Here is an 18,243-nt window from a genome sequence, read left to right as displayed (position 1 = left end):
CCGGTCGCTACGACTCGTGGCTGCCCACCCTCAAGGAGATGGTGCCGTCGCTGGGCGTGGAGTTGTCCCGCGAGCCAAGGTTGTTCGACGAGGTGTGGTCCTGGGGGACCGAGGCACTGCAGCTGGAGGCATCGTGAGTGAAGCGTTGCGTCGCGTGTGGTCCAAAGACCTCGACGTGCCAACCCTTTACGAGCTGCTCAAGCTCCGGGTGGAGGTGTTCGTGGTCGAGCAGGCCTGCCCGTATCCCGAGCTCGACGGGCGCGACCTGCTCGCCGAGACCCGCCACTTCTGGCTCGAGACGCCCGACGGCGAGGTGATCTGCACGCTGCGGCTGATGGAGGAGCACGCCGGGGGCGAGAAAGCCTTCCGCATCGGCCGGCTGTGCACCAAGCGCGCCGCGCGCGGGCAGGGGCACACCACCCGGCTGCTGCGCGCCGCCCTGGCCGAGGTCGGCGACTACCCGTGCCGGATCGACGCGCAGACCTACCTGGCCGAGATGTACGCCCAGCACGGATTCGTCCGCGACGGCGACGATTTCGTCGACGACGGCGTCCCGCACGTACCCATGCTCAAGCCCTCACGCCCGCCTCTCCCCCTCGCCGCTCCGCGGCTGGGGGTGCCCCCACCTCAGGCCGATAGCCGGCCTGCATCGTCGGCGGGCGGGCCCGGCTCCGGATTGGCGCGGCAGCCGTGAAGCCGTATCCGTTCAGCGCGATCGTCGGGCACGACCAACTGCGGCTCGCCCTGCTGTTGTGCGCCGTGCGCCCCGAGATCGGCGGGGCGCTCATCCGCGGCGAGAAGGGCACCGCCAAGTCGACGGCCGTGCGCGGCCTGGCGGCTTTGCTGGCAGCCGCGACGGGGGAAGGCGCCCTCGTCGAAATGCCTTTGGGCGCAACCGAAGACCGGGTGATCGGCTCGCTGGATTTGCAGCGGGTGCTGCGCGATGGCGAGCATGCGTTCTCCCCGGGGCTGCTGGCCCGCGCGCACGGCGGCGTGCTGTACGTGGACGAGGTCAACCTCCTGCACGATCACCTGGTCGACGTGCTGCTCGACGCCGCGGCGATGGGGCGGGTGCACGTCGAGCGCGACGGCATCTCGCATTCGCACGAAGCGCGGTTCGTGCTGATCGGCACGATGAACCCGGAGGAGGGCGAGCTGCGTCCGCAGCTGCTGGACCGGTTCGGCCTCACCGTCGACGTGCACGCGTCGCGCGACGTCGACGTCCGCATGCAGGTCGTCCGGCAGCGCATGGCCTACGAGGCCGACCCGGACGCGTTCGCACAGCGGTATGCCGACGCCGACGCGGAACTGGCCCGCCGGATCGGCGCTGCCCGCGCCCTCGTCGACGATGTCGCCTTGCCGGACAACGAATTGCGGCGCATCGCGGCGCTGTGCGCCGCGTTCGACGTCGACGGCATGCGGGCCGACCTGGTGGTGGCCCGCACCGCCGTCGCGCACGCCGCGTGGCGCGGGGCCGGCACCGTCGAGGAGCGGGACGTCCGGGTCGCGGCCGAACTGGCCCTGCCGCACCGGCGCCGCCGCGACCCGTTCGACGACCCCGGCATCGACCGCGACCAGCTGGACGAGGCCCTGAAGCGGGCCGGCGCCGAAGACCCCGAGCCCGATCCCGAGCCGCCCGGAGGCGGGCGGTCCGCGAATGACTCTGCCCCGCAACCGAACTCACACTCGCCCGCAACGGCGTCGAAACCCAGCGCGCCGCCGTCGGCGACGTTCCGCACCCGGGCGCTGACCGTTCCGGGCGTCGGTGAGGGCGCACCCGGCCGGCGGTCGCGGGCCCGCAACGCCTCGGGCAGCGTGGTGGCGGCCACTGACGGCACCGACGCGAGCGCCGGCGCGCACGGGCTGCACCTGTTCGCCACGCTGCTGTCGGCCGCCGAGCGCGCCGGGCCGGGGCCGTTGCGGCCGGAGCCCCAGGACGTGCGGCGGGCCATCCGCGAAGGGCGCGAAGGCAATCTGGTGATCTTCGTCGTCGACGCGTCGGGCTCGATGGCCGCCCGGGACCGGATGGCCGCCGTCGGCGGCGCCACCCTGTCGCTGCTGCGCGACGCCTACCAGCGCCGCGACAAGGTCGCGGTGATCACCTTCCGCCAGCGGGGCGCGCGGCTGCTGCTCCCGCCGACGTCATCGGCGCACATCGCCGGGCGGCGCCTGGCCCGATTCGACACCGGCGGCAAGACCCCGCTGGCCGAAGGCCTGCTGGCCGCGCGTGAGCTGATCATCAGGGAGCGGGCGCGGGACCGGGCGCGACGGCCCCTGGTCGTGGTGCTCACCGACGGCCGGGCCACCGCCGGGCCGGACCCGTTGGGGCGCAGCCGGATCGCGGCCGCCCGCCTGGTCGCTGAGGGCGCCGCCGCGGTGGTCGTCGACTGTGAGACGTCGTATGTGCGGCTCGGGTTGGCCGGCCGGCTCGCCGATCAGCTCGGCGCGCCGGCGGTGCGGCTGGAGCAGTTGCGCGCCGAGGGCCTGGCGCAGGCCGTGCGCAGCGTGGCCTGAGCGACCGGGGGATAAGCGTCCATGCCACAGGGACAACCGCTGCAAGTGCCCGATGACGGCCTGACCACCCGGGCGCGGCGCAACACGCCCGTGCTGGCGGTGCACACCGGCGCGGGCAAGGGGAAGTCGACGGCGGCCTTCGGAATGGCGTTGCGGGCCTGGAACGCCGGGCTCAGCGTGGTCGTGTTCCAGTTCGTCAAGAGCGCGAAGTGGAAGGTGGGCGAGGAGGCGGCCTTCGCCCGGCTCGGCGAGTTGCACGACCGGCACGGGACCGGCGGAGCCGTCGAATGGCACAAAATGGGCGCGGGCTGGTCTTGGACACGCAAGTCCCGCAACGCGGGCAGCGAAATCGATCACGCGGCCGCCGCGGCCGACGGCTGGGCCGAGATCGCGCGCCGGCTGGCCGCGCAGCGCCACGACTTCTACGTGCTGGACGAATTCACCTATCCGCTGAAGTGGGGCTGGATCGACGTCGACGACGCGCTGGACACCCTGCTGGCCCGGCCCGGCCACCAGCACGTGGTGATCACCGGACGGGACGCCCCGGCGCGGTTGGTCGAGGCCGCCGACCTCGTCACGGAGATGACCAAGGTCAAGCACCCGATGGACGCCGGGCGCAAGGGGCAGAAGGGCATCGAATGGTGAGCGTCCCCCTACCGCGGCGCGAGCGCGCGTGTTTGCACACCGACACGCCGTGCGGGGTGTCATTGTGCGGACGCTCGCGACGGTCGGCGGAGCGGTGACCCGTGTCCCCGCGGTGGTCATCGCCGCGCCCGCGTCGGGAAGCGGAAAGACCACCGTCGCAACGGGTTTGATCGGCGCGCTGCGCCGGGCGGGCCACGCCGTGGCGCCGTTCAAGGTCGGCCCCGACTTCATCGACCCCGGCTACCACGGCGTGGCCGCGGGGCGGCCCGGCCGCAACCTCGATCCGGTATTGGTCGGGGAGCGGCTCATCGGCCCGCTGTACGCCCACGGCACCGCGGGCACGGACATCGCCGTCGTCGAGGGCGTGATGGGGCTGTTCGACGGGCGCATCGGAACGACCTCTCCCGCAGCGGGCTCCAGCGCGCACGTCGCCGGCCTGCTGGGCGCCCCGGTGATCCTGGTGGTCGACGCGCGCGGCCAGAGCCACAGCATCGCCGCCCTGCTGCACGGCTTTTCGACGTTCGATGCCGCGACCCGCGTCGGCGGTGTGATCCTCAACCGGGTCGGGTCGGCGCGGCACGAGCAGGTGCTGCGGCAGGCCTGCGAACAGGCCGGTGTCCCGGTGTTGGGCGCCATTCCGCGCACCGCCGAATTGGAGCTGCCGACAAGGTATCTCGGGCTCGTCACGGCGGTGGAGTACGGCCGGCGCGCCCAGGAGGCGGTCGAGGCGATGACCGTCCTGGTCGCCCGCCACGTCGATCTGGCCGGCACTGTCGCCATCGCCGGATGCGGATCCGCCGACCGGCCGTGGGACCCCGCCGCGGCGCTGGGGCAGGCGCCGGGCGCGCGCGTCACCGTCGCCATGGCGAGCGGCAAGGCGTTCAGCTTCGGCTACACCGAGCACGCGGAGCTGCTGCGCGCGGCCGGCGCCGACGTGGCCGAGTTCGACCCGCTCGTCGACGCGCTGCCCGACGGCACGGACGCGGTGTTGTTGCCCGGCGGCTTTCCCGAACAGTTCACGGCGGAGCTGTCCGCCAATGAGCTTGTGCGGCGGCAGATCAGCGAGCTGGCCGCCACCGGCGCGCCGGTCCACGCGGAATGTGCCGGGCTGATCTACCTGGCCTCCGAACTCGACGGCCACCCGATGTGTGGGGTGCTGGCCGGATCGGCGCGGTTCACGCCGCGCCTCACGTTGGCCTATCGCGACGCCGTCGCCGTCGCCGACTCGCCCCTGTATTCCGCCGGCCAGCGGGTGGTCGGGCACGAATTCCACCGCACCGCGGTCACTTTCGCCGAGAACTACCAGCCGGCGTGGGTGTACCGGGGCGGGGACGCGAACGCCGTCCGGGACGGCGTCGTGCACGGCGGAGTGCATGCGTCATACCTGCACACCCACCCCGCCGCGACGCCGGGGGCGGTGGCGCGCTTCGTCACCCATGCCGCGACGGCGCGACGCCGCGCGGAGCGCCACGCGAAACGCGCCTCACCGACCAACCACTAGGCTTGCCCGGTGACCGAGAACGCCTACCTGGCCGGACTGCGGCTGGCCGGCAAGAAGGTCGTCGTGGTCGGCGGGGGGACCGTCGCTCAGCGCCGTTTGCCGCTCCTCATCGCGAGCGGCGCGGACGTGCACGTCATCTCGCGCAGCGCCACCCGGGCCGTCGAGGCGATGGAGGGAATCGCGCTGTCGGTGCGCGAATACCGCGACGGCGACCTCGACGGGGCCTGGTACGCGATCGCGGCCACCGACGACGCGCGGGTGAACGCGGCCGTCGTCGCCGAGGCCGAACGCCGCCAGATCTTTTGCGTCCGGGCCGACATCGCCGTCGAGGGGACCGCGGTGACCCCGGCGACTTTCAGCCACGCGGGGTTGTCGGTGGGGGTGCTGGCCGGCGGCGAGCATCGCCGGTCGGCGGCGATCCGGTCCGCCATCCGGGAGGCCCTGCAGCAGGGAGTCATCACGGCCGAAAGTTCCGACGTGGTTCGCGGCGGGGTGGCGCTGGTCGGCGGCGGTCCGGGCGACCCCGAACTGATCACCGTGCGCGGCCGCCGCCTGCTCGCCCAGGCCGACGTCGTGGTCGCCGACCGGCTCGCGCCGCCCGAGCTGCTCGCCGAGCTGCCGCCGCACGTGGAAGTCATCGACGCCGCCAAGATCCCCTACGGGCGGGCCATGGCCCAGGACGCGATCAACGACATCATGATCGAGCGGGCCCGGTCCGGCAGCTTCGTCGTCCGCCTCAAGGGCGGGGACCCCTTCGTGTTCGCGCGCGGTTATGAGGAGGTGCTGGCGTGCGCCGAGGCCGGAATTCCGGTGACCGTGGTGCCGGGTGTGACGAGTGCCATAGGCGTTCCCGCCCTGGCCGGCGTTCCGGTCACGCATCGGGCCATAAATCACGAGTTCGTGGTGGTCAGCGGCCACGTCGCGCCGGGCCACCCCGAATCGTTAGTGAATTGGAATGCATTGGCAGCCATGCGGGGGACCATCGTTTTGCTGATGGCGGTCGAACGCATCGAGCTTTTCGTCGATGTGCTGCTCAAGGGCGGGCGACCTGCGGATACGCCGGTGCTGGTGGTCCAGCACGGGACGACGTCGGCTCAGCACACGTTGCGGGCCACCCTGGCCGACACGCCGGAGAAGGTCCGCGCCGAGGGGATTCGACCTCCCGCGATCATCGTGATCGGGGCCGTTGTAGGCCTGAGCGGCGTTCGGCGTTTAAACAATTCTTAAGATTACTGTAAGGTAACCCGCTATGACGGCTCTCAACGACTCAGAGCGCGCGGCCCAGAACTGGGCTTCCGCACGCCCCGATCGTCCGGCCCCGGTGCGCGCAACGCGTCCGGCGGAGACCGCCACATCACGGATCAGCAGGTATTACCCGGCATGGCTGCCTTCGCGCCGCTTCATCGCGGCCGTGATCGCGATCGGTGGTATGCAGCTGCTGGCGACCATGGACAGCACGGTCGCCATCGTCGCGCTTCCTAAGATCCAGAACGAGCTGAGCCTTTCCGACGCCGGCCGCAGCTGGGTCATCACCGCCTACGTGCTCACGTTCGGCGGCCTGATGCTGCTCGGCGGGCGGCTCGGCGACACCATCGGGCGCAAGCGGACCTTCATCGTCGGCGTCGCGCTGTTCACCATCTCCTCCGTGCTGTGCGCGGTCGCCTGGGACGAGGCGACCCTGGTCATCGCCCGGCTGTTGCAGGGCATCGGGTCGGCGATCGCGTCGCCGACCGGCCTGGCGCTGGTCGCCACCACGTTCCCGAAGGGGCCGGCACGCAACGCCGCGACGGCGGTGTTCGCCGCGATGACCGCCGTCGGCTCGGTGATGGGCCTGGTGGTCGGCGGCGCGCTGACCGAGGTGTCCTGGCGGCTGGCGTTTTTGGTGAACGTGCCGATCGGGCTGGTGATGATCTACCTGGCCCGCACCGCGCTGCGGGAAACCAACAGGGAGCGGATGAAGCTCGACGCCACCGGGGCCATGCTGGCCACGCTGGCGTGCACCGCCGCCGTTTTCGCCTTCTCGATGGGCCCGGAAAAGGGCTGGATCTCGGTTACCACCATCGGCTCGGGTGCGGTGGCGATGGCCGCCGCCCTGGCCTTCATCATCGTGGAGCGCACCGCCGAGAACCCCGTCGTCCCGTTTGACCTGTTCCGCGACCACAACCGGCTGGTGACGTTCACCGCGATCTTCCTGGCCGGCGGGCTGATGTTCAGCCTCACCGTGTGCATCGGTCTGTACGTGCAGGACATCCTCGGCTACAGCGCGCTGCGCGCGGGCCTCGGGTTCATTCCGTTCGTCATCGCGATGGGCATCGGCCTGGGCGTCTCCTCGCAACTGGTGTCACGGTTTTCGCCGAGGGTGTTGACCATCGGCGGCGGGCTCCTGCTTTTCTGGGCGATGATCTCCGGCTGGGCCTTCATGCACCGCGGCGTGCCCTATTTCCCGAACCTGGTGGTGCCCGTCATTGTCGGCGGCATCGGCATCGGTATCTGCGTGGTCCCGCTGACCCTGTCGGCGATCGCGGGTGTCGGATTCGACCGGATCGGCCCGGTGTCGGCGATCGCGCTGATGCTGCAGAGCCTGGGCGGGCCGCTGGTGCTGGCCGTCATCCAGGCCGTGATCACCTCGCGCACGCTGTACATGGGCGGCACCACGGGCCCGGTGAAGTCCATGAACGAGATGCAGCTTCACGCACTCGACAACGGCTATACCTACGGCCTGCTGTGGGTGGCCGGGGTCGCCGTCATCGTCGGCGGGGCGGCGCTGTTGATCGGCTACACGCCCCAGCAGGTCGCGCACGCGCAAGAGGTCAAGGACGCGATCGACGCGGGCGAGTTCTAGTTCGAGCCCTGGCTCCGCCCTAGGTTTTTAAAGGCCACACGAGTTGGCGCAGGTAGCCGGCGGGTTCGCGCTCGTCGATGCCGTACTGCGCCGGCCAGCGCCCCGCGGGCAGGTAAAGGGTGCCGAACAGCGCGTCGACGGCCGGGAACTCCCCGGCGTAGTTGGAGTTGTAGGCCCGGGGTTCGCGGGCGTGATGCCAGTGGTGGAACTGCGGGGTCGCGATCACCCATCGCAGTGGCCCGAACGTGAGGCGCACATTGGCGTGGACGAAAATCGCCTGCAGCGTGGTCAGGACGACGAAGGCGCCCAGGCTCATTCGACCGAAGCCGAGCGCGTACAGCGGTAGCACCGCCGAAGAGCGGATGAAGATCTGGTCGAGCGGATGCAGGTGGTTGGCGGCGAGCCAGTCCATCTCGCGGACGCTGTGGTGCACGCGGTGGAACCGCCACAAGACCGGAACCTCGTGCGCCGCACGGTGTCCCGCGTAGCCGCCGACCGTCGCGATCGCCAACGCGGCGACGATCTGCGCCCAGCCCGGGCTCGCGGCGATCGCGGCCCGGACGGGCGGGGGCACAAGGGCCCGCAGGACGCTGCCGGCCACCGCGACCGCGATGACGATTCCGACCTTGAGCGCCGCCCCGTTGATCAGGTAGTGAATCACGTCGGTGCGCCACCCCGCCCGCAGGATCCGGCGCGGGCGCAGCGCGAACAGCCGCTCGAGCGGGATGAAGATGATCGCCAGCACGATCAGTCCGATCACGATGCCGCCGCGCACGCTGAGCGCGGCCAACACCAGCGCCGCCGTGAGGAGCACCACGACGACGCCGGCCAACCCCGCCGGGCCCGCGCCGCGCCTTTCCGGCGCGAGGGGCCCCTCGGGCGACGCGGCCAGGGGCTCGCCCGTTGGGGCCGGCTTGCCCAGCCGGCCCCAGCCCGCCAGCACGCCGGCGGCCACGAGAACCCCCGCCGCTCCAACGACCGGTCGTTGAGTCGCCAGCGCGATCGCGGCTATCAGCAGAAACGACTGGACGGCCAGCCCCGCCACGCTCAGCCTGCGCCGGCCCCGCAGCAGCCGTATGGCGTGCCAGCCCACCAGCACGGCCGCCCCCAGCAGGGAGGCCGTCAGGGGTCCGGCGCCGGGGACCAGGCGCGCGACAACCGTTGCGGCGCAGAGGATCCCGATCAGTTCGAGCGCATACAAAACGGTCAATGCCGTCAGGACGGACCCGCTCCGGTAACCGGAGCCCGGGCCGGCCACGGACGCGCCCATGCGCGGCACCGTATCGCGCGCGGCTGAGGAAAGCCTGAGTTCCGCGCGGACGTCGCGCTGATTTTCGGCGGCCCCGCCCCACTGGCTAGGCTGCCCGCTGTGATCACCCGGATGTCCGAGCTGTTCCTGCGCACCCTGCGCGACGACCCCGCCGACGCCGAAGTGCCCAGCCACAAGCTGCTCATTCGGGCCGGTTACATCCGGCCCGTCGCGCCCGGGTTGTACAGCTGGCTGCCCCTCGGGTTGCGGGTGCTGCGCAACATCGAACGGATCGTCCGCGACGAGATGAACGCGATCGGCGGGCAGGAGATCCTGTTTCCGGCCCTGTTGCCGCGCGGGCCGTACGAGACGACGAACCGGTGGACCGAATACGGCGACGGGGTGTTTCGGCTGCAGGACCGCCGCGGCAACGACTACCTGCTGGGCCCGACCCACGAGGAGCTGTTCGCGCTGACCGTCAAGGGCGAATACAGCTCCTACAAGGACTTTCCCCTGCTGCTGTTTCAAATCCAGAACAAGTACCGCGACGAGGCGCGGCCGCGGGCGGGCATCCTGCGGGTCCGGGAGTTCCTGATGAAGGACTCCTACTCGTTCGACGTCGACGATGCCGGGCTCAAGGCCGCCTACCACGCGCATCGGGAGGCCTATCAGCGCATCTTCTCCCGGCTGCAGGTGCGCTACGTCATCGTGTCGGCGGTGTCGGGGGCCATGGGCGGCAGCGCGTCCGAGGAGTTCCTGGCCGAAAGCCCGGTCGGCGAGGACACCTTCGTGCGGTGCCTGGAGTCCGGGTACGCGGCCAACGTCGAGGCGGTCGTCACGGCCCGGCCGGAGGCGCTGCCGATCGACGGCCTGCCCGAGGCGGTGGTCCACGACACCGGCGACACTCCGACGATCGCGACCCTGGTCGACTGGGCCAACACGGCCGGCCTCGGCCGCACCGTCACCGCCGCCGACACGTTGAAGAACGTCCTGCTCAAGGTGCGCCGGCCCGGCGGGGAGTGGGAGCTGCTGGCCATCGGTGTGCCGGGCGACCGCGAGGTCGACGACAAGAGGCTGGGCGCGGCGCTGGAGCCGGCCGAGTACGCGTTGCTCGATGACGCCGACTTTGCCAGGTATCCGTTCCTGGTGAAGGGTTATATCGGCCCGAAAGCCTTGCGCGACAACGGGGTTCGCTACCTCGTCGACCCGCGGGTGGTCGACGGCACCAGCTGGATCACTGGAGCCGATGAGCCGGGCCGGCACGTCGTCGGGCTGGTGGCCGGCCGGGATTTCACCGCCGACGGCACCATCGAGGCCGCCGAGGTGCGCGACGGGGACCCGTCGCCGGACGGGGCGGGCCCGCTGGTGTCGGCGCGCGGCATCGAGATCGGCCACATCTTCCAGCTCGGCCGCAAGTACACCGACGCCTTCACCGTCGACGTCCTCGGCGAGGACGGCAAGCCGGTGCGGCTGACCATGGGTTCCTACGGCCTCGGGGTGTCGCGGATGGTGGCCGTCATCGCCGAGCAGCACCATGACGAGCTGGGCCTGCGGTGGCCGTCGGCCGTTGCGCCGTTCGACGTTCACCTCGTGATCGCCAACAAGGACGCCGAGGCCCGCGCCGGGGCGACCGCGCTGGCCGCCGACCTGGATCGGCTGGGGGTCGACGTGCTGCTCGACGACCGCCAGGCGTCGCCCGGCGTGAAGTTCAAGGATGCCGAGCTGCTGGGCGTGCCGTGGATCGTCGTGGTGGGGCGGGGCTGGGCTGACGGCGTGGTCGAACTGCGCGACCGCTTCTCGGGCCAGACCGTCGAGCTCACCGTCGGCGCGGCGCTGGCCACCGACCTCGCGGCGGCCGTAAAGGGGTAGCCGACCTACTCGTTGCCGCCCGGGAAACTGGTCGTGATGGGCCAGGCGCCCAGCACCCGGTTCCACCTGGCGGCCATGACCGCGCTCTGCGTCAGGGCCGTCGACGCGAACGCGCGGTCATCGGCCGTCTCCGCGCGCTCGATGACGGCGCGCCACGCCGTCGCGCCGTCGTTCTCCATCCGCGCCGCCAGCCGCGCCGCGTCCGCCGCGCTGCCCACCACCATGGGCAGCTGGTAGCCGGCCGCGGCGACCGGGGCGTTGACCTTGCGGGCGGCGAGCATCGCTATCACGTCGTCGCGACGCTGCCGGTGCTGGCCGAGGGCCTCCACCACCATGCCGTTGACGCTGGGCGGCGTGAGCGCGGACACGATGCCGTAGCCGTAGATCGTCGAGTGTTCGATGGCCAGCGCGTCGCACAGCGCGGCATTGTCGGCGTCTTTTCCCGAGGTCATATCGAGCCGGACGTCATATCGACGGACCCCCGGGCACCAGCGCCACCTGGTACGACGCCGTGCAGGAAGCGGCGATGGATGCCAGCAGCCCGGATCGGTAGCCCGACTCGGTGGTCACCAGCCGGCTGGCGCTCTCGGCCGATACCCGCAGCGAATCGATTACGTCGGACACCGGCGGCGGCGGTGGCGGGCCCGACGGCGCAGCGGGACTGGGGCTGGTCGTCTCGGTCGAGGAGGAGGTGAGCTTGCCGGCCGCCCGGGAGATCTCCGTGGACAGGGCGCGGGCATGCGCGGCGCGTTGGGTGGCGACCACGCTCAGCGCGGCCGCGATCTGCGGCGCAACCCCGACGGCCGCGGCGGCGGCGGCGGCGAGCGCACTGTCCTTCCGGGCCTGGTCCAACGGCCCCAGCAGGTTTTCGATCGGGGGCGGCTTGGGCGGGGGCTCGCCGCAGGCGGACGCGACCACCCCGAACGCAGCAAGGGCCGCGGCACCGGCGAGCACACCTCGCCTGTTGGTGACGGGTACTGCACTGGGCACAGCAACATCCTGCCATCGGCGGGCCCGGTCCCGCCGGAGGGCAGGTCCGGGGACCTCGACCATGCGCGATCCCGCCGTCATCGGCGATTCCTGGCGTATCGTGGAAAGCTGACTGCAGACCGGAAGCCACCCGGGTGGCGACATCCGACCGATGACCGGACAACTCAAGATGAGGAGCTCGCCGTGACCACCGGGCTACCTTCGCAGACGCAGGTGACCGAGCTACTCGGCGGAGAGTTCGCGCGCGCCGGTTATGAAATCGAAGACGTGGTCATCGACTCCCGGGCGCGGCCGCCGCGGATTACCGTGATCGCCGACGGTGACGACCCCCTCGACCTCGACACGGTGGCCAGCCTGTCGCGTTCGGCGTCGGCTTTGCTGGACGGCTTGGACAGCGCCGCGGGCCACTATGTGCTCGAGGTCAGTTCTCCCGGCGTGGACCGCCCGCTGACCGGCGCGAAGCACTTCCGCCGCGCGCGCGGCCGCAAGGTCGAGATCGCGTTGTCGGACGGATCGCGGCTGACCGGCCGCCTCGGCGAAACCCGCGACGACACGATCGCGCTGGTGCTCCGGGCGGGCCGGGACTGGACGGTACGCGAAATCCCGCTCGCCGAAGTGGCGAAAGCTGTTGTGCAGGTTGAGTTTTCGCCCCCGGCGCCAGCTGAGCTGGAACTGGCTGGGGGGTCCAGGGGTCGGCCCGAGAGGACGGAGGCCGGAGCATGAACATCGACATGGCCGCACTGCACGCGATCGAGGTGGACCGGGGCATCTCGGTCACCGAACTGCTCGAGACGATCAAATCCGCGCTGCTGACCGCCTACCGGCACACCCAGGGTCACCAGATGGACGCGCGCATCGAGATCGACCGCAAGACCGGCGTCGTTCGCGTGATCGCCTGCGAGACCGACGAGGACGGCAACGTCATCAGCGAATGGGACGACACCCCCGAGGGTTTTGGGCGCATTGCCGCCACCACCGCACGCCAGGTCATGCTGCAGCGATTCCGGGACGCCGAGAACGAGCGGACCTACGGGGAGTTCTCCACCCGCGAGGGCGAGATCGTCGCGGGTGTCATTCAGCGCGACAGCCGGGCCAACGCCCGCGGGCTCGTCGTCGTGCGGATGGGCACCGAGACCAAGGCGTCCGAGGGCGTGATCCCGGCCGCCGAACAGGTCCCCGGCGAGAGCTACGAGCACGGCAACCGGATCCGGTGCTACGTCGTCGGTGTGACGCGCGGGAGCCGCGAGCCGGTGATCACGCTCTCCCGGACCCATCCCAACCTGGTGCGCAAGCTGTTCTCGCTGGAAGTCCCCGAAATCGCCGACGGGTCGGTGGAGATCGTGGCGGTGGCCCGCGAGGCCGGCCATCGCTCCAAGATCGCGGTGCGGTCGAACGTTCCGGGCCTGAATGCCAAGGGCGCCTGCATCGGCCCGATGGGTCAGCGGGTCCGCAACGTGATGAGCGAGCTGTCCGGGGAGAAGATCGACATCATCGACTACGACGAGGACCCGGCCCGCTTCGTCGCCAATGCGCTGTCGCCCGCGAAGGTGGTCTCCGTGTCGGTCATCGACCAGACCGCCCGGGCGGCCCGCGTGGTGGTGCCGGACTTCCAGTTGTCGCTGGCCATCGGCAAGGAGGGCCAGAACGCTCGGTTGGCCGCCCGGCTGACCGGGTGGCGTATCGACATCCGCGGGGATTCCCCCGGCCACGGCGAGACGCAGCCCGAACATGGCGCCAGCCCGATGGCGCACGACCGTTAGTGGCGATCGCAGGGGCGGCGTAGCCGGACGCCGCGGTCGCCACCATCGGTCTAGCCGAGCGGCTTTCGGGGGTCGCCCGGCCGCACCGTCGGGCGGTTCTGACCACCGCTGAACGGACGCTAGACTGACTCGTGATCCAGCGCGAACTTTCGGACTCCCAGACCGGGCGGACGCACGGACCCGTGCGGACGTGTGTGGGGTGCCGAAAGCGAGAGTTGGCCGTCGAACTGCTTCGAGTGGTGGCTGTGCCATCCGGGAACGGCGACTTCGCCGTGCTCGTTGACACGGGGAGTAACCTGCCGGGGCGGGGTGCTTGGCTGCACCCCACACCGCAGTGCACGGAACAGGCGATTCGGCGGCGAGCTTTCGCGAGAGCGTTGCGCATCGCCGGTTCACCGGACACCTCCGCGGTGATCGAGCACCTAGAGTCCCTGGGTGCGCCGATCACCCCGGCAACAGAACAGGTAGCAAAGAACATGAGCACACCGTGAAGTCCCGATGACTCGCATCCCCATGCGTTACAGCTAATACCCGAGGCGCGGCCCACTGCTGTCGCCTCATAGACAGGAGAAGTAGTGGCAGGTAAGGCCCGCGTACACGAGTTGGCAAAGGAACTCGGTGTCACCAGCAAGGAAGTCCTCGCCCGGCTGAATGAACAGGGCGAATTCGTCAAATCCGCGTCGTCGACGGTAGAGGCGCCGGTGGCTCGCCGGCTGCGCGAGTCCTTCGGGGGCAGCAAGCCGGCTGCTAAGGCGGCCGCCAAGGCGCCGGACAAATCCCTGGACAAGGCCCTCGACAAGGCGATCAGCAAGGCCGCCGGCAACGGCGAGGCCTCGTCCTCAGCGGCCGCGCCCGCCAAGCCCGCCGCCGGCGGGGTGGCGGCCGCCGCGCAGGGTTCCCCGGCCGCGACCGCTGAAGCGCCAGTTGCGCCCGCCGCGCCCGCGCGGCCGTCCGGCCCGCCCCAGCAGCCGGCGGCGCCGGCACCCGGGCAGCCGAGCGGTCAGCCGGCCCCGCACCCGGGTATGACGCCGGGTCCGCGTCCCGGTCCGATGCCGAAGCCGGGGGTCCGCACCCCGCGCGTCGGCAACAACCCGTTCTCGTCGGCGCAACCCGTCGACCGGCCGATCCCGCGCCCCATGGCGCCGCGCCCCGGGGCCCCGCGGCCCGGGGGCCCGCGCCCCGGTGCGTCGCCCGGCAGCATGCCACCCCGACCCGGTGGCGCCGCGGGCCAGGGCCGCCCGGCGCGGCCCGGCGCTCCCCGGCCCGGCGGTGGCCGGCCGGGCGGGCCCGGCGGCGGCGGCGGCAACTACCGCGGCGGCGGTGGCGGTGTTGGTGCCGCGCCCGGCGGCGGTCCGGGAGGGTTCCGGGGCCGTCCCGGTGGCGGCGGTGGCGGCGGTGGCGGCGGTGGCCGTCCCGGCCAGCGCGGCGGCGCCGCCGGCGCGTTCGGCCGCCCCGGCGGCGCGCCCCGGCGCGGCCGCAAGTCCAAGCGGCAGAAGCGGCAGGAATACGACTCGATGCAGGCGCCGGTCGTCGGCGGCGTGCGGTTGCCGCACGGCAACGGCGAGACCATCCGGCTGGCCCGCGGCGCGTCACTGAGCGAATTCGCCGAGAAGATCGACGCCAACCCGGCCGCGCTGGTGCAGGCGCTGTTCAACCTCGGCGAGATGGTGACGGCCACCCAGTCGGTCGGCGACGAGACGCTCGAGCTGCTGGGCAGCGAGATGAACTACAACGTCCAGGTCGTCAGCCCGGAGGACGAGGACCGCGAGCTTCTGGAGTCCTTCGACCTGACCTACGGCGAGGACGAGGGCGGCGAGGAGGACCTGCAGACCCGTCCGCCGGTGGTGACCGTCATGGGTCACGTCGACCACGGTAAAACGCGGCTGCTGGACACGATCCGAAACGCCAGCGTCCGCGAGGCCGAGGCCGGCGGCATCACCCAGCACATCGGCGCCTACCAGGTCGCCGTCGACCTCGACGGCAACGAGCGGCTGATCACGTTCATCGACACCCCGGGTCACGAGGCGTTCACCGCCATGCGCGCCCGCGGTGCCAAGGCGACCGACATCGCGATCCTGGTGGTCGCCGCCGACGACGGTGTGATGCCGCAGACGGTGGAGGCCATCAACCACGCGCAGGCCGCGGACGTGCCGATCGTGGTGGCGGTGAACAAGATCGACAAGGAGGGCGCCGACCCGCAGAAGATTCGCGGCCAGCTCACCGAATTCGGTTTGGTCCCAGAGGAATTCGGTGGCGACACGATGTTCGTGGACATCTCGGCCAAGGTGGGCACCAACATCGAGGCGCTGGAGGAGGCGGTGCTGCTGACTGCCGACGCCGCGCTGGACCTGCGCGCCAACCCCGACATGGAGGCCCAGGGTGTGGCGATCGAGGCGCACCTGGACCGCGGTCGCGGGCCGGTCGCCACCGTGCTGGTGCAGCGCGGCACGCTGCACGTCGGCGACTCCGTGGTCGCGGGCGACGCCTACGGTCGCGTCCGGCGCATGGTCGACGAGCACGGCGAGGACGTCGAGGAGGCGCTGCCGTCGCGGCCGGTTCAGGTCATCGGGTTCACGTCGGTGCCCGGCGCTGGTGACAACTTCCTGGTCGTCGACGAGGACCGCATCGCGCGCCAGATCGCCGACCGGCGCAGCGCGCGCAAGCGCAACGCCCTGGCGGCGCGGTCGCGCAAGCGGATCAGCCTGGAGGACCTGGACTCGGCGCTGAAGGAAACGAGCCAGCTGAACCTGATCCTCAAGGGCGACAACGCCGGTACGGTCGAGGCGCTGGAAGAGGCCCTGATGGGCATCCAGGTCGACGACGAGGTGGCGCTGCGCGTCATCGACCGCGGTGTCGGTGGCATCACCGAGACCAACGTCAACCTGGCGTCGGCCTCGGACGCGATCATCATCGGCTTCAACGTGCGCGCCGAGGGCAAGGCGACCGAGCTGGCCAACCGCGAGGGCGTGGAGATCCGCTACTACTCGGTGATCTACCAGGCGATCGACGAGATCGAGAAGGCCCTGCGCGGCATGCTCAAGCCGATCTACGAGGAAAACCAGCTGGGCCGCGCCGAGATCCGGGCGCTGTTCCGGTCCTCGAAGGTCGGCATCATCGCCGGCTGCATGATCACCTCGGGCGTGGTGCGCCGCAACGCGAAGGCCCGGCTGCTGCGGGACAACATCGTGGTCACCGACAACCTCACGATCACCTCGCTGCGGCGGGAGAAGGACGACGTGACCGAGGTGCGCGAGGGCTTCGAATGCGGTATGACGCTGGGCTATAACGACATCAAGGAAGGCGACATCATCGAGTCCTACGAGTTGGTCCAGAAGGAGCGCGCCTGACCACCGCTGACGATGCAGAACGAAGTGATGAGGAGGAGGCGGTGAATCAGAATGCCTGACCCCGCCCGGGCGCGACGGTTGGCCAAACGGATATTCACGATCGTCGCCTCGGCGATCGAGTTCGAGATCAAGGATCCGGGGCTGGACGGGGTGACCATCGTCGACGCGAAGGTGACCGCCGACCTGCACGACGCGACGGTGTTCTACACGGTGATGGGTCGCACCCTCGACGACGAGCCCGATTACGCGGCCGCCGCGGCCGCGCTGGAACGGGCCAAGGGCGCGCTGCGCACCAAGGTCGGGGCCGGCACGGGTGTGCGCTTCACTCCCACGCTGACGTTCACCCGGGACACGACCGCCGCCAGCGTGCAGCGGATGGACGAACTGCTGCAGCGCGCCCGCGCCGCCGACGCCGACCTGGCGCGGGTCCGCTCGGGCGCCAAGCCGGCCGGGGAGGCCGATCCGTACCGTGCCGGGGGGCCAGGCGACGCGCGCGACGGGAACACCGGTGACGACGGTCAACCCGAAGACTGAACTGGCCGGCACCCCGCGGGTGGGCGCACGCATAGACGCCGGCGGCGCCGTCGAGTTGCTCGCGGGCGCCGAGACGATCGCGGTGGTCGCCCACGTCCACCCCGACGCCGACACCATCGGGGCGGGACTGGCATTGGCGTTGGTGCTGGACAAGTGCGGCAAGCGCGTCGAGGTCGGTTTCGCCGCGCCGGCGACCCTGCCGGAATCGCTGGCGTCCTTGCCCGGGTGTCACCTGCTGGTCAGCCCCGAGGGGATGAGCCGCGACGTGGATTTGGTTGTGACGGTTGACGTTCCGAGCGCCAAGCGGCTCGGGGAGCTGAGCGACCTGGCCGGTCCCGGCCGCCGGGTGCTGGTCATCGACCACCACGCCTCCAACGAGATGTTCGGCAGCGCCAACTTCATCGACGTGTCGGCGGATTCCACCACGATGATGATCGCCGACATCCTCGACGCCTGGGGCAAGCCGATCGAGCTGGATGTGGCGCACTGCATCTACGCCGGGTTGACGACCGACACCGGATCGTTCCGCTGGGCCAGCTCCCGCGCGCTTCGGCTGGCCGCGCGGCTGGTCGACCTCGGGGTCGACAACGCCGCGATCAGCCGGACGCTAATGGATACGCACCCGTTCGTGTGGCTGCCGCTGTTGTCGCGGGTGCTGGCCTCGGCGCAGTTACTCCCCGACGCGGTCGGCGGTCGCGGGCTGGTCTACGCCGTCGTCGGGCATCAGGACTGGGTCGACTCCCGCCCGGAGGAAGTCGAGAGCATCGTCGACATCGTGCGCACGACGCAGCAGGCGGAGGTGGCGGCCGTCTTCAAGGAGGTCGACCCGCAGCAGTGGTCGGTGTCGATGCGGGCCAAGGCCGACGTGGATCTGGCGGCGGTGGCGTCAGAGTTCGGCGGCGGGGGCCACCGGCTGGCGGCGGGCTACTCGACCGTCGGCTCGATCGACGACGCCGTGGCGTCGCTGTGCGCGGCGCTCGGTTGAATCGATC

16 protein-coding genes and 1 pseudogene are annotated in these 18,243 nt (G+C 71.2%); 14 read left to right on the top strand and 3 right to left on the bottom strand.

The window, feature by feature from the left end; translation table 11 throughout:
- The 7 genes and pseudogenes from VMD50_RS04285 to VMD50_RS04255 all read left to right on the top strand — a co-directional run.
- Positions 1 to 137 (top strand): hypothetical protein (locus VMD50_RS04285; protein WP_325425196.1); only part of this gene is annotated, 137 nt, incomplete at its 5' end.
- A pseudogene (locus tag VMD50_RS04280) lies at positions 134 to 577 on the top strand (GNAT family N-acetyltransferase); the annotation flags it as partial. The gene VMD50_RS04285 and the pseudogene VMD50_RS04280, both read left to right, overlap by 4 nt.
- Positions 578 to 690: 113 nt before the next feature.
- The gene (locus VMD50_RS04275; RefSeq protein ID WP_325425190.1) at positions 691 to 2,514 is read left to right on the top strand and encodes a magnesium chelatase subunit D family protein; all 1,824 of its coding nucleotides are present in this window, start codon (positions 691 to 693) and stop codon (positions 2,512 to 2,514) included.
- 21 nt (positions 2,515 to 2,535) lie between these two features.
- Entirely contained in the window at positions 2,536 to 3,159 is a 624-nt protein-coding gene (cobO, locus tag VMD50_RS04270) for a cob(I)yrinic acid a,c-diamide adenosyltransferase (protein WP_325425188.1), read from the top strand.
- A 94-nt stretch (positions 3,160 to 3,253) separates the two neighbouring features.
- On the top strand, positions 3,254 to 4,660 hold the full coding sequence (locus VMD50_RS04265) for a cobyrinic acid a,c-diamide synthase CobB (protein ID WP_325425194.1): 1,407 nt from the start codon (positions 3,254 to 3,256) through the stop codon (positions 4,658 to 4,660).
- 9 nt (positions 4,661 to 4,669) lie between these two features.
- Positions 4,670 to 5,887: a uroporphyrinogen-III C-methyltransferase gene (gene cobA / locus VMD50_RS04260; protein ID WP_325425186.1), complete on the top strand. Its 1,218-nt coding sequence runs from the start codon at positions 4,670 to 4,672 to the stop codon at positions 5,885 to 5,887.
- A gap of 22 nt (positions 5,888 to 5,909) precedes the next feature.
- The gene (locus VMD50_RS04255) at positions 5,910 to 7,502 is read left to right on the top strand and encodes an MFS transporter (protein ID WP_325425185.1); all 1,593 of its coding nucleotides are present in this window, start codon (positions 5,910 to 5,912) and stop codon (positions 7,500 to 7,502) included.
- A gap of 19 nt (positions 7,503 to 7,521) precedes the next feature.
- Here the strand turns inward: VMD50_RS04255 and VMD50_RS04250 are convergent, their stop codons facing one another.
- Complete coding sequence (locus VMD50_RS04250) at positions 7,522 to 8,772, bottom strand: sterol desaturase family protein (RefSeq protein ID WP_325425184.1); 1,251 nt, start codon at positions 8,770 to 8,772, stop codon at positions 7,522 to 7,524.
- A gap of 99 nt (positions 8,773 to 8,871) precedes the next feature.
- Here VMD50_RS04250 and VMD50_RS04245 point away from each other — a divergent pair, with 99 nt between their 5' ends.
- A complete protein-coding gene (locus VMD50_RS04245) occupies positions 8,872 to 10,620 on the top strand; it encodes a proline--tRNA ligase (protein WP_325425182.1) in 1,749 nt (582 codons plus the stop codon).
- A gap of 5 nt (positions 10,621 to 10,625) precedes the next feature.
- Here the strand turns inward: VMD50_RS04245 and VMD50_RS04240 are convergent, their stop codons facing one another.
- Both VMD50_RS04240 and VMD50_RS04235 read right to left on the bottom strand, forming a co-directional pair.
- A complete protein-coding gene (locus tag VMD50_RS04240) occupies positions 10,626 to 11,072 on the bottom strand; it encodes a ferritin-like domain-containing protein (RefSeq protein ID WP_325425180.1) in 447 nt (148 codons plus the stop codon).
- 13 nt (positions 11,073 to 11,085) lie between these two features.
- On the bottom strand, positions 11,086 to 11,610 hold the full coding sequence (locus VMD50_RS04235; protein ID WP_325425178.1) for a hypothetical protein: 525 nt from the start codon (positions 11,608 to 11,610) through the stop codon (positions 11,086 to 11,088).
- Positions 11,611 to 11,793: 183 nt separating this feature from the next.
- Here VMD50_RS04235 and rimP point away from each other — a divergent pair, with 183 nt between their 5' ends.
- The 6 genes from rimP to VMD50_RS04205 all read left to right on the top strand — a co-directional run bounded on the left by rimP (position 11,794) and on the right by VMD50_RS04205 (position 18,236).
- Complete coding sequence (gene rimP, locus VMD50_RS04230; protein ID WP_325425176.1) at positions 11,794 to 12,333, top strand: ribosome maturation factor RimP; 540 nt, start codon at positions 11,794 to 11,796, stop codon at positions 12,331 to 12,333.
- The gene (nusA, locus tag VMD50_RS04225; RefSeq protein WP_325425174.1) at positions 12,330 to 13,370 is read left to right on the top strand and encodes a transcription termination factor NusA; all 1,041 of its coding nucleotides are present in this window, start codon (positions 12,330 to 12,332) and stop codon (positions 13,368 to 13,370) included. Before rimP ends, nusA begins: the two co-directional genes overlap by 4 nt.
- Positions 13,371 to 13,501: 131 nt before the next feature.
- A complete protein-coding gene (locus tag VMD50_RS04220) occupies positions 13,502 to 13,861 on the top strand; it encodes a YlxR family protein (RefSeq protein ID WP_325425172.1) in 360 nt (119 codons plus the stop codon).
- An 84-nt stretch (positions 13,862 to 13,945) separates the two neighbouring features.
- Complete coding sequence (infB, locus tag VMD50_RS04215; RefSeq protein WP_325425170.1) at positions 13,946 to 16,717, top strand: translation initiation factor IF-2; 2,772 nt, start codon at positions 13,946 to 13,948, stop codon at positions 16,715 to 16,717.
- A gap of 51 nt (positions 16,718 to 16,768) precedes the next feature.
- Positions 16,769 to 17,251, top strand: a complete 483-nt coding sequence (gene rbfA, locus VMD50_RS04210) for a 30S ribosome-binding factor RbfA (protein WP_325425168.1) — start codon at positions 16,769 to 16,771, stop codon at positions 17,249 to 17,251.
- Complete coding sequence (locus tag VMD50_RS04205) at positions 17,226 to 18,236, top strand: DHH family phosphoesterase (protein ID WP_325425166.1); 1,011 nt, start codon at positions 17,226 to 17,228, stop codon at positions 18,234 to 18,236. The genes rbfA and VMD50_RS04205 overlap by 26 nt, the downstream gene beginning before the upstream one ends.
- Positions 18,237 to 18,243 lie beyond the last annotated feature (7 nt).

Source organism: Mycobacterium sp. (assembly GCF_035506235.1).
GTDB lineage: Bacteria > Actinomycetota > Actinomycetes > Mycobacteriales > Mycobacteriaceae > Mycobacterium.
This window is presented reverse-complemented; position numbering and strand designations above follow the sequence as displayed.